The following is a 10379-nucleotide window of genomic DNA, read 5'->3' on the forward strand; positions in this document are numbered from 1 at the left end:
CAGCACGGCGATCCGCTCGACGTCGGGCACACGCTCGCCGACCGGGCCGAGCAGCGACGGCTCCGGGTCGCGGCGCGGCGGGTCGGAGTCACCCGACGGGCTGGTCACGCGGCCCCTACGGCCTGTCGATCTCGTCGAGCGCGGTGTCCGGGTGGTGCAGCTCCCGGTCCGCGGCCGGGTCGGCCGGCATCGGCGTACGGTCGACGCCCGCGCGCGGGCCGGTGCGGCCGACGGTGATGGTGCGCGGCGCGGGCCGGGCCGCCCGGGGCAGCCGCACCCGCAGCAGGCCGTGGTCCATCACCGCGTCGATCCGGTCCGGGTCCACCCGGGACGGCAGGTCGACGCGGTACTCGAAGCCGCGCGTGGTGAACCCGCCCGGGATGCCGTGGTCGGCGTTCACCTCGGCTTCCGACCGGGCGCGTACGCACAGCTCCCGGTCGTCCAGCTCGACGGCCACCTCCTCCGGCGCCACACCGGGGAGCCGGACGACCACCTCCCAGCCGTCCGCCGTCTCGGCCAGATCCACGTCCTGGCTGCCGGAGCGTCCGCCGACCAGCCGGCTCAGCTCGGAGCGCAGCGACTGGAGCTCGCCCATCGGGTCCCAGCCCTGCTGGCGGCCACGCCAGCCCCGTCCGCCGCTCTGTTCCGTCATCGCGCGTCTCCGATCCGCTGGGTCGCCGAGGGGGGTCGCAGCGAGCTGGGCGCGTTGAGATCGTGCTCCGGGTCGACGCCGACGCCGAGGCGGTCCACCAGTTCACCGCCGAGCCACGCGCTGACGCCGAGGATCGCCAGGGCGACCACCTCGATGGCGACGAGCGCGCCCCCGGCCGCCCGCGAGTCGGCGTTGAGCCGGACCACCCAGACCGCGGCGAACAGCAGGATCACCGCCACGTTGGCGGCGGCGTGGGTGACACCGACCCGCTTGGCGCGGGTGCCGGCCGGCAGGGCGAGCAGGTCGAACGCCCCGGCCGCCGCGGCCAGCAGGCCGCCGATCAGACCGACGGTGATGTTCCAGTACGCGACTTCGGCCAGGAAGCCGGGCCCGCCCACGGTGTCCACCACGTCGAAGATCACGGCGGTCACGAAGAGCGCCACCGGAAACATCACGAGCATCGGGTGCACGGGATGGCCGAGCACCTTGAGCCGGCTCTCCATCTCGGCCTCCATCCGTCACGTCCGGCCGCACGCTGCGAACCGGTCCCTACCCGCCGGCCCCGGGGGCAAACCCGACACTCGACGCGCTCTCCTAGGCTGACCATGGCGGAACGCGGCCCGTCGCGGGCCGGAACCGTCGTGACGATCAACGGACGGGGGAGGAAGACGTGACGACCCGGGAGATCACCAGCGAGGCCGAACTACGCGAGCTGATCGGCACGCCGATGCCGCGCGCTGCCGCCAAGGACCGCCGTACGCTGCACGAACGCGACCGGGAGTGGCTCGCCGCGTCACCGTTCTGCCTGATCGCCACCGCCGGCGCGGACGGCACCTGCGACGTCTCCCCCAAGGGTGACCCGCCCGGCTTCGCGCTGGTGCTCGACGACACCACGATCGCGATTCCGGAGCGGCCCGGCAACCGGCGGGCCGACGGTTACCGCAACATCCTGGCCAACCCGCACGTCGGGTTGATCTTCCTGATTCCCGGCCGCACCGACACACTGCGGATCAACGGGCGCGCCCGGCTGATCGCCGACGCGCCGTGGTTCGCCGACATGGAGGTCAAGGGCCACCGGCCGGTGCTGGCCGTCGAGGTCGCGATCGAGCAGATCTTCTACCACTGCGCGAAGGCGTTCCTGCGCTCCGAGCTGTGGCAGCCGGAGACCTGGCAGCCGGACGTGCTGCCGACCCGGGCCCGGCTGATCAAAGAGGTGGAGGCCCCGGCGGAGAGCCTGGCCGACCTGGAACGCCACTACGGCCCGGCGTACCTGGAGACCCTGTACCGGTGAGTCCCGTGGTCAGGGCCGGACGTTGCGCTTGCGCTTGCCCCGGCCCACGTACCCGCGACCGCCCGTCGCCGGCTCCACCCGGCGCGGCCGGTCGCGGCGCGGCGGGGTGGCACGCCGACGCCTGATACCGGACAGGGCCAGCACCACCCCGACGCCCAGGGCGGCCAGCCCGACCACGCCGAGGACGCCCTGCACCCGGCCGCGGTGGCCGCTGAGCTGACCGAAGTCGGTGACGAAGTCACCCGGGTCCGCCGGGTTCACCCAGATCGACACCTCCGCTCCGGCGGCCCGGCACACCTCGAAGCAGGCCACCTCCTGCGCGTGCGTCCGGCCGTCCACCTCGTAGCTGAAGTACATGGTGCTCGACGAGGGACTCCGGTTGCCGCCGCTCTCCGTCACCTGGTCGACGACGACCGCCCGCGCGGGCGTACCCCGCTCGCGCAGCGTCACCGCCCAGTCGTCCAGCTCCATCTGGGTGTGGAACGGCAGCCACAGCAACGCGCCGCCGCCGACCACCAGCAGTACGCACGCGAGGCGGATCAGGAACGACCGGCGGATGATCACCCGGCCATCGTCGCCGGGGCCCGCAACCCCGGGACCGGCACCGGATGGGGTTGAATCGGCTGCGTGGCGAAGACCTTGACGATCACCACCCGGAACGCGAGCTTCCAGCAGTGGCAGGCGCTGCTGACCAACCGCAACAAGCGCCAGCGTGCCGGGGAGTTCCTGGTCCAGGGGGTACGCCCGATCACCGTCGCCCTGGAACAGGGCTGGGAGATCCGGGCGCTGCTGTACCCGGACCGGCAACAGTTGTCCCGCTGGTGCCGGGAACTGCTCGACCGCACCGACGCCCGGCGGGTGGCCCTCGCGCCCGAGCTGATGCGGGAACTCAGCGGCAAGGAGGAGGAGTCCCCCGAACTGCTGGCCGTGGTGGCGCAGCCCGATGACGACCTGGCCCGCATCCCGGTCGGGCCCGACATGCTCGTGGTGGTCTTCGACCGCCCCAAGACCCCGGGCAACATCGGCACGCTGATCCGGTCCGCCGACGCCTTCGGCGCGTCCGGCGTGGTGGTCACCGGTCACGCCGCCGACCCGTACGACCCGAAGGCGGTACGGGCCAGCACCGGGTCGCTGTTCGCCGTACCGGCCGTACGCGTCCCCAGCCACCACGCCGTCCTCGACTGGGTCGCCGCGGTGCGGAAGGCGGGACCACAGATCCAGATCATCGGTACGGACGAACACGGCGACGTCGACGTAGCGGAGCACGACCTGACCGGGCCCACTGTCCTGCTCGTCGGCAACGAGACGCACGGACTCAGCAAGGGCTGGCAGGAGGCGGCCGACCGGATCGTACGCATTCCGATCGTCGGTGCGGCGAGTTCGCTGAACGCGGCGGCGGCCGGGACGGTGGCGCTGTACGAGGCCGCCCGCCAGCGCGCGAAGCAGCGGTGACGCCTCGGCTCGCTGCTACGAGGCGGCCGTGCCGGTTGCGGTCCTCGACGGCCGCTCGCGTCCCCACGCGGCCAGCGGTTCGAGCGCATCGTTGAGGCGTACGCCGTCCTCGGTCAGCGAGTACTCGACGCGGGGCGGTACCTCGTCGTAGGAGACGCGGCGCACGACGCCGTCCGCCTCCATCTCGCGCAGGTGGGCGGCCAGCACCTTCTCGGTGATCCCCGGCAGCAGCCGGCGCAACTCGCCGAAGCGGCGGTACGGGTGCTCGTGGAGTGCCCAGAGGATCAGCACCTTCCACTTGCCCCCGATCACCTCCATCGCGGCGTCGATCCCGCAGACATGGCCGTCCGGTGCGCCCGGCCGGTTCAACGTCGTCATGCCCCCGCCCTTCCGACCTGCTCGCTCACCTCAGGGTAACCACCTACTCCGAAGTGCGTACTTGATCGCCTGCGGGCCTGCGACCAGCCTTTTCGGCATGGCACCCGACACTGTGGAGAAGACGCCCGTGACGCTGCTGGGCCTCGGCGCGATGGGCGCCGCGCTGGCCCGCGCCTGGCTCGCCGCCGGCCACCCGCTCACCGTCTGGAACCGCACCACGGCCCGCGCCGCGGTGATCTCCGCCGAGGGAGCGACGGTCGCCGACAGCGCCGCCGAGGCCGTCGCCGCGAACACCCTTGTCGTCGTCTGCCTGCTGGACGACGCCTCGGTCGAGGAGGTGCTGGCCGACGCCGACCTGGCCGGCAGGGACCTGGTCAACCTGACCACGGGTACGCCCGCCCAGGCCCGCGCCCGAGCCGACTGGGCCCGCGAGCGCGGCGCCCGCTACCTGGACGGCGGAATCATGGCCGTCCCTCCGATGATCGGCGTCCCGGACGCCGGCGGCTACGTCTTCTACAGCGGCTCCCGCGAACTGTTCGAACGGCACCGGGAGACGCTCGCCGTCCCCGCCGGCACCACCTACGTCGGCCGGGATGCGGGCTTCGCCGCCCTGCACGACGTGGCCCTGCTCAGCGCCATGTACGGCATGTTCGCCGGGGCAGCGCACGCTTTCGCCCTGATCCGCCGGGAGGACATCGACCCCGCGTCGCTGGCCCCGCTGCTCGCCGACTGGCTCGTCGCGATGGCCCCGGCCGTGCACCAGACCGCCGACCAGCTGCGCAGCGGCGACTACACGAAGGGCGTCGTCTCCAATCTCGCCATGCAGGTGGCCGGCACACCGACGTTCCTGCGCACCGCGGCAGAGCAGGGCGTCAGCCGGGAACTGCTCAGCCCCTACTTCGAGCTGATGCGCCGCCGCCTGGCCGAGGGCAGCGGCGAGGAGGACCTGACGGGCGTCATCGACCTGCTGGTGCGCTGACCGCCGCGGACCGAGACAACCCACGTGGACCGCCGATACGCCGATGGTGATCTCGGCTGTTCCCCTGATGAGAATTCCCAGCGACGCAATGACGATCGTGCGATGCGACAGAAGCATCCGCAGCGCGTACCCGATCGTGCCGGCCCGACCGGCGTCGAGGGCAAGTTGCCGGTCGCCCGCTGGCGGCGCGTCCTGGCGGTTCTCGCGCCGGTGATCGCGGCGGTGCTCGGCGCCGCGATGGCCACGCAGTGGGAGGTCGGCGGCGGCCGCGCCGTCAGCTCCCTACCCGCTCCGTCGCGATGGATGGCCGAGAACCTGCCGTTGTTCGACGGTGGGGAGCCGGCGTGGATCTGGCGCGGGCCCTTCTTCGTGTCCGTACTGCTGGCGCTGCCGCTCGTCTGGACGGTCACCGGCCACGCCACCGCGATGCCCCGCCGCCTCACGAGGTACGGGCTCCTCACCGCAGGCATCGCTATCGGCCTGGAATACAGCAGCCCCGGGTACGGGTGGTTGTTCGACCTCGTGGCCCTGTTGACGGCGCTGGTGGGCACCGTCTGGTGCGGGCTGCAGGGGCTGCGTCGCGGCGTGCTGTCGCGCCGCGTCGCATGGGCGCTCGTCGCGGCACTGCCGTTGACGCCACCCGCCGGCTTCCTCACGTTCTGGTACCTGCCGCCCGGCCTGACCATGGGCTTGCTGCTGGCCTGGGCCGCTGCCGCCGTCTTGTCCGGCTCCCCCGCACCATCACTTGGAGGTGTACGTGGCTCTGTTCGGTGACGACCTGGACGCCGTCGCCAACCGGCTGGGCAAGGCGGTCGCAACGCGAGATGCGGATTGGATGCGGGCCGCTCACCTCGGGCTCGTGGGTCTGCGTGGGGTTGCTCTGACCGGCCAACTGCGGCGCACCGTAACAGGCGGTTACGACATGGGTCGGGTGCCGTCAGCGCCCTGCGGCTTTCCTTGGCTGTACGGATGGCTGTAGAGCCATCGGCCGCCGCAACGATCCGCCGACACGTTGTCGCTCCCTCCCCGTAGCCTGCCCGGCAGAGTCCGTACGACGGAGGGTGCGTTGTCTGCTGTCGCGTCACTGACCCTGGTCCCCAGGAGAAGCATCCCCGAGTTGGCCCGCCTCGCCCGCACATCGTCGTCGTCACTCGGCTCCTACCTCGCCGAACACGGACGCGAGCCGCGGGAGGAGTACGACTGGTCCGGGTACTGCATGCTGCACGTCTTGAGCTATCTGGAGGAGCGCGACGTCGACCTGGAGCAGTCGGAGTTCGATGCCGAGTCGGCGGCCATCAACAAGGTGCACGACCTGACCGTGCTCATCACTCCCGCACACAAGCGGTTCCTGGATCAGCTCGACCCCGCCGGGCACCGCGAGGAGGAGTTGGCCGCCCACTTCGAGGAAATGGGGCTGGACTTCGAGGAGAGCGGCACGGCCGGTTTGGATGGGCTGAGGCTGTTGCGCGACAGCATCTCCGAACTCCGCGACGACCAGGTGTTGCTGCTACGCATCGGCTGAGGCCAGAGGCACCAGATCCGGTCGAACCACCCGTGACGGTGATCACCTGTAGCACTTGACGCGGTGCTGCACATGTCTGTCCTGGATGCAGTCGTGTGTCCAGGACAGGAGCAGAGTATGACGACCGCGGTGCTCGACCGCGCGCCGACGCCGCCGCCCGTCAGCAGCCCTCCCGGGCGGGCGCCCCGGTTGTACGTGCTGGACGGGTTGCGGCTGATCTGTGCTCTTGCGGTGGCCGGATACCACTTCGGCGACTCATGGAGGTTGGACGGCGTGCGCCCGCCGGCATACTTCCTGCCGGACGCGGCACCGGTGCTGATCTATGGCTTCCTCGGAGTCGAGACGTTCTTTCTGATCAGCGGATTTGTGATCCTCATGAGCGGCTGGGGGCGTACCGTTCGCGAGTTCGCTGCCTCCCGCGTCGCGCGACTCTATCCGGCGTTCTGGGTGTGTGTGCTGACCACGACAGCCGTGGCGGCAGTGCTGCCGATCAGTGGCGGGCTGCCTTTCCCACCTCTGCCGGACGGGTGGGGCGTGCTGGTCAACCTGACCATGTTGGCGGAGCCCCTCAACACGCCGCTTGTCGACACCGTGTACTGGACCCTCTGGATCGAGCTCCGGTTCTATCTGATCGCGGCGTGCATTCTTGCGGCCAAGCCGACCGAGCGGGGAGTAAAAATATTCGCTGCCGTGTGGCTGGCCGTCGCCGTGGTCATGCCCGTCTTCCGGGGCGCCGCCCTGGACGAGGTCGTGATGTCCGACTTCGCGCCGTACTTCATCGCCGGAATCACCCTGTTCCTGCTTCGCCGCAACCGATCCGATCCATGGCTGTGGGTGCTGCTACTCGCCACGTGGCTGGTCAGCCTGCAGCGCGTGCACGAGCGGACCCTGGAGTTGAAGCCCGGCTTCGAGGTGCCCGTCTGGCCGGCACCGGTACTGCTCACCGGGGTGTACCTTCTGATGCTCGTCATCGCGCTCGGCTACACCAACCGGGTGAGAATGCGCTGGCTGGCCATTGCGGGTGCCATCAGCTACCCCTTCTACCTCTTGCACCCGCGCATTGGATACAGCGTGATCCGCAACGTGTACGAGGAAACCAACCTTCCCGCGTCGATACTGATCGGCGGCACCGTGCTTGGGCTGCTGGCGGCAGCCTGGCTTGTCCATCGCTTCGTCGAGCGCCCACTCGCACCCTTGATCCGCGGCTTCGTATTGGACCGGCGACGACTATGAGCACCAGACGCCACGCGCCGAACACGAGGAAGGGTGTGGATCCGACGACCGCGGAGGCCGATTCCGCCTTCCGCGAGCTGTTCGAGGCCGCGTATGACGATTTGCTGCTCTTCGTCGAACGCCGTGCACACCTCGCCGTTGCCGAAGACGTGGTCGCCGAGACGTTCTTGATAGCGTGGCGCCGCTTGGACGAAGTACCGAAGTCACTCGGCGAGGCCCGCGCCTGGCTGTTCACCGTCGCCCGCAACGTTCTGCACAATCGGCAGCGCAGCGACCAGCGGCAGCAGAGCCTCGCGCTTCGCGTCCTCCAGGAACCCGATGCTCCGAGCAGCACCGAGGCCGACCTCGCGGCTACCCGCGTCGACCTGGTGAAGGCTTGGCAGCGCCTGTCATCGGCCGATCAGGAAGTGCTGACGCTGACCGCGATCGAAGACCTCACCGGGCCGCAGGCAGCACACGTACTGGGCATTTCCCGGCCCGCGTTCAGTTTGCGCCTGCTGCGCGCCCGTCGCCGCCTGCGTCAGCATCTTGGTCAGCGGCCGATCAGCGAACCCACAAACGTCCCTGCACCGGCCGGCCCTTCACGACGCGGAGGCTCCGCATGACCCACGACGACGTCCTCGCCCGGACAATCCGCTCTGCCGCCGTCCCGGTGCCCGCACGCGTCGCGCAGGAACCCGCGCGAGAATTGCTCGAGCGGATCGTCGCCACTGATCGGCGACCGCGCCCGGCACCAGCGCGCACATCGCACCGTCGGCCTCGCCTGGCGATCGTCGGCGCGGCCGGAGCGCTCGCCGCCGCTGTCGCCTTCACCCTGACATTTCTCAACGCTGGTCCCGCGTTTGCGTCGTGGACGCCCGAGCCGAGTCCGATCTCGGATACCGAGGCACGCGACATCGCCGGCAAATGCCTGCCTGCCCAGGACGCGAGCGTCGCAAGGGTGGTCATCGGTGAAAAACGCGGCGAGTACGCATACGTGAACGCCGTGTCGCCGGCTGGAAGCCAGACATGCTTCCGCGATCGCAACGGGGACGTGACGAATACCAGCATCCTGACCGTGCTGACCAGCACCGAGCGGCTCGGCGCCGGGGGTGTCGAGCTGTACTCGTGGGGTCAGCTACGCACCGACGAAGGCTACGTCCGGATCATGGCGGGACACGTCGGCTCACAGGTGACGAGCGTGGAGATCAACTTGCGGACCGAGGATGGCGATTCGTCACGGACGGCGCGGGCAACCGTTCGCGACGGTTACTTCGGCGCCTGGTACCCCGAAGGCCTCGATGAGTCGAGCAGCAACACCACCACACTGACCGTCCGCCTCGCAGACGGCAGCGCGGTGATCCTGTCCGCCCGCGAACTGTACGAACAACCGAAGCTGGACTGAGGGTGGCTCGGCAGGCCCCGCCCGCCCACGTGCTGGCCGGTTTGCTACCGATCAGTGACGGGCTCATCACGCCACCGGAAGCGCGCCTCGTCCCCTTCGATGACCAAGATGAACCATGGCACTTCGCGCCCGGTCGGGTCAGTCATCGTCACGGCCGGATAGATGGCCTCGTGCGCCTGGCGCAATGCCTCAACATCCCCGGAGTTCACGGCCTCGATCCATGCCGCGAAAATCGGTCGCAGTGGTCGGAAAGCAGGCTCTGGCCGAAAGCGGCCGCGGATCCAGGGGAAGTCGAGCTCCCGCTCATCGACCTCACCGACCAACTCGCTGCGGTGGTGCACCCGCCAGACCCTGCCCACCTTCATTCCGGCAGCGTAGGCCGCGCTGCCGCCAACCACTCCTCTTCCGGAAGCCCATCTCCGTCGAAGGGCGCTGTTGTCCGCCCCGGAAACGGCGAATCCCAGGCCGATGACCTGGGATTCTGTACCGAGCCGCCTGACGGAATCGAACCGTCGACCTACGCATTACGAGTGCGTCGCTCTAGCCGACTGAGCTAAGGCGGCAACGATCGTAAAGTGTACGGCACTCCCCGGCCGAAGCCGAACCGGATCCCCCCGCCTCCGAACCCGGACACCGAGCCACATCCGCCCCGTCACGGGAGAGACTTCGCGCCGCGTCCCGACTACCCTGCGGCGGGTGACCGACGAACCGCCGCGGCCAGCGGCCCCCGAGGCGCATCCCGGCGAGCGCGCCACCCGCCGCCCCCGCAAGATCGACCCGCAGGAGTTGGGCTTCACCCCGCGCCGGCCGGTGCCCTGGCTCGCGCCGCTGCTGTTGATCAGCACCGGCCTGCGTACGCTGCTGGCGATGCTGTTCGGGGCGTACCTGGACAAGCGCGAGCTGCAGAACGCGTTCGGCGACGGCACGTTCCGGCAGGTCGGGCCGGACGGCGGGCTCTGGCTCGACTACGTGGCCGACCTGGGTGACGGCTTCGACGCCACGTACTCGGTGGCGTACCTGCTCGCCCAGCCGGAGCTGACGGTGGACGGGCACCGGCTTCCGCGGGCGCAGACGCTGGTGATGGGTGGTGACCAGGTCTACCCGGCGGCGGGCTACGAGGCGTACGAGGACCGCTGCAAGGGCCCGTACCAGTCCGCGCTGCCGGTTGCTCCGCCGGAGAAGCCGACGCTGTTCGCGGTGCCGGGTAACCACGACTGGTACGACGGGCTGACGGCGTTCCTGCGGCTGTTCGTGCGGACCCGGGACCGGCACTTCGGCGGCTGGGGCACCGGCCAGTCCCGCTCGTACTTCGCGGTCGAGCTGCCGGCCGGCTGGTGGCTGCTCGGCCTCGACGACCAGTCCGGCTCGTACCTGGACGACCCGCAGCTCACCTACTTCGACGAGGTGGCCCGCAAGCTCACCCCGGAGTCCAAGGTGATCCTGGCGGTGCCGGCGCCGACGTGGGTCAAGGCCGTGGACCACCCCAAC

Annotated in this window: 13 protein-coding genes, 1 tRNA gene and 1 pseudogene; 9 read left to right on the forward strand and 6 right to left on the reverse strand. The window is 70.2% G+C overall.

Features of this window, described 5'->3' with window-relative positions; all coding sequences use genetic code 11:
* Positions 1-115: 115 nt before the first annotated feature.
* Positions 116-652, reverse strand: a complete 537-nt coding sequence (locus tag KBX39_RS11815; protein ID WP_069088075.1) for an Hsp20/alpha crystallin family protein — start codon at positions 650-652, stop codon at positions 116-118.
* Positions 649-1155 (reverse strand): DUF2231 domain-containing protein, encoded by a 507-nt coding sequence (locus KBX39_RS11820; protein WP_030503780.1) that lies wholly within the window; start codon positions 1153-1155, stop codon positions 649-651. The genes KBX39_RS11815 and KBX39_RS11820 overlap by 4 nt, the downstream gene beginning before the upstream one ends.
* Positions 1156-1322: 167 nt before the next feature.
* Here KBX39_RS11820 and KBX39_RS11825 point away from each other — a divergent pair, with 167 nt between their 5' ends.
* On the forward strand, positions 1323-1943 hold the full coding sequence (locus KBX39_RS11825) for a pyridoxamine 5'-phosphate oxidase family protein (protein ID WP_030503779.1): 621 nt from the start codon (positions 1323-1325) through the stop codon (positions 1941-1943).
* Positions 1944-1952: 9 nt separating this feature from the next.
* On the opposite strand, the gene KBX39_RS11830 is transcribed toward KBX39_RS11825, so the two are convergent.
* The gene (locus KBX39_RS11830; RefSeq protein WP_307851498.1) at positions 1953-2507 is read right to left on the reverse strand and encodes a DUF3592 domain-containing protein; all 555 of its coding nucleotides are present in this window, start codon (positions 2505-2507) and stop codon (positions 1953-1955) included.
* Between the two features lie 63 nt (positions 2508-2570).
* Here KBX39_RS11830 and KBX39_RS11835 point away from each other — a divergent pair, with 63 nt between their 5' ends.
* Positions 2571-3395 carry a TrmH family RNA methyltransferase gene (locus KBX39_RS11835; RefSeq protein WP_210870457.1) on the forward strand — a complete coding sequence of 275 codons (825 nt, stop codon included), beginning with the start codon at positions 2571-2573 and terminating at the stop codon, positions 3393-3395.
* Between the two features lie 15 nt (positions 3396-3410).
* On the opposite strand, the gene KBX39_RS11840 is transcribed toward KBX39_RS11835, so the two are convergent.
* Positions 3411-3773: a helix-turn-helix domain-containing protein gene (locus KBX39_RS11840; RefSeq protein ID WP_064448862.1), complete on the reverse strand. Its 363-nt coding sequence runs from the start codon at positions 3771-3773 to the stop codon at positions 3411-3413.
* Positions 3774-3870: 97 nt separating this feature from the next.
* Between KBX39_RS11840 and KBX39_RS11845 the strand changes: the two genes are divergently transcribed.
* The 6 genes from KBX39_RS11845 (at position 3871) to KBX39_RS11870 (ending at position 8891) form a co-directional block, all read left to right on the forward strand.
* The gene (locus KBX39_RS11845; protein WP_210870459.1) at positions 3871-4752 is read left to right on the forward strand and encodes an NAD(P)-dependent oxidoreductase; all 882 of its coding nucleotides are present in this window, start codon (positions 3871-3873) and stop codon (positions 4750-4752) included.
* Positions 4753-4776: 24 nt separating this feature from the next.
* A complete protein-coding gene (locus KBX39_RS11850; RefSeq protein ID WP_312247087.1) occupies positions 4777-5526 on the forward strand; it encodes a hypothetical protein in 750 nt (249 codons plus the stop codon).
* 292 nt (positions 5527-5818) lie between these two features.
* Positions 5819-6274, forward strand: a complete 456-nt coding sequence (locus KBX39_RS11855) for a hypothetical protein (RefSeq protein WP_210870461.1) — start codon at positions 5819-5821, stop codon at positions 6272-6274.
* A gap of 117 nt (positions 6275-6391) precedes the next feature.
* On the forward strand, positions 6392-7507 hold the full coding sequence (locus KBX39_RS11860) for an acyltransferase (protein ID WP_210870463.1): 1116 nt from the start codon (positions 6392-6394) through the stop codon (positions 7505-7507).
* Between the two features lie 35 nt (positions 7508-7542).
* Positions 7543-8112, forward strand: coding sequence for a sigma-70 family RNA polymerase sigma factor (locus tag KBX39_RS11865; RefSeq protein ID WP_312247088.1), 570 nt, complete (start codon positions 7543-7545; stop codon positions 8110-8112).
* Positions 8109-8891, forward strand: coding sequence for a hypothetical protein (locus KBX39_RS11870; RefSeq protein ID WP_146074910.1), 783 nt, complete (start codon positions 8109-8111; stop codon positions 8889-8891). Before KBX39_RS11865 ends, KBX39_RS11870 begins: the two co-directional genes overlap by 4 nt.
* A gap of 44 nt (positions 8892-8935) precedes the next feature.
* Here KBX39_RS11870 and KBX39_RS11875 read toward each other — a convergent pair whose 3' ends face one another.
* Together KBX39_RS11875 and KBX39_RS11880 are read right to left on the reverse strand one after the other, a co-directional pair.
* The gene (locus tag KBX39_RS11875; RefSeq protein WP_030503768.1) at positions 8936-9256 is read right to left on the reverse strand and encodes a hypothetical protein; all 321 of its coding nucleotides are present in this window, start codon (positions 9254-9256) and stop codon (positions 8936-8938) included.
* Positions 9257-9380: 124 nt separating this feature from the next.
* A tRNA-Thr gene (locus tag KBX39_RS11880) sits at positions 9381-9454 on the reverse strand.
* Positions 9455-9587: 133 nt separating this feature from the next.
* Between KBX39_RS11880 and KBX39_RS11885 the strand changes: the two are divergent.
* Positions 9588-10379 (forward strand): annotated as a pseudogene (locus tag KBX39_RS11885) (metallophosphoesterase); the annotation flags it as partial.

The organism is Micromonospora sp. D75, from assembly GCF_018070405.1.
Lineage (GTDB): Bacteria > Actinomycetota > Actinomycetes > Mycobacteriales > Micromonosporaceae > Micromonospora > Micromonospora chalcea.

Excerpts from the sequence above, each read along its gene's own strand:
- KBX39_RS11820 (WP_030503780.1), bottom strand. The coding sequence starts at position 1,155 with ATGGAGAGCCGGCTCAAGGTGCTCGGCCATCCCGTGCACCCGATGCTC.
- KBX39_RS11870 (WP_146074910.1), top strand. The coding sequence starts at position 8,109 with ATGACCCACGACGACGTCCTCGCCCGGACAATCCGCTCTGCCGCCGTC.
- KBX39_RS11815 (WP_069088075.1), bottom strand. The coding sequence starts at position 652 with ATGACGGAACAGAGCGGCGGACGGGGCTGGCGTGGCCGCCAGCAGGGC.
- KBX39_RS11875 (WP_030503768.1), bottom strand. The coding sequence starts at position 9,256 with ATGAAGGTGGGCAGGGTCTGGCGGGTGCACCACCGCAGCGAGTTGGTC.
- KBX39_RS11860 (WP_210870463.1), top strand. The coding sequence starts at position 6,392 with ATGACGACCGCGGTGCTCGACCGCGCGCCGACGCCGCCGCCCGTCAGC.
- KBX39_RS11845 (WP_210870459.1), top strand. The coding sequence starts at position 3,871 with ATGGCACCCGACACTGTGGAGAAGACGCCCGTGACGCTGCTGGGCCTC.
- KBX39_RS11840 (WP_064448862.1), bottom strand. The coding sequence starts at position 3,773 with ATGACGACGTTGAACCGGCCGGGCGCACCGGACGGCCATGTCTGCGGG.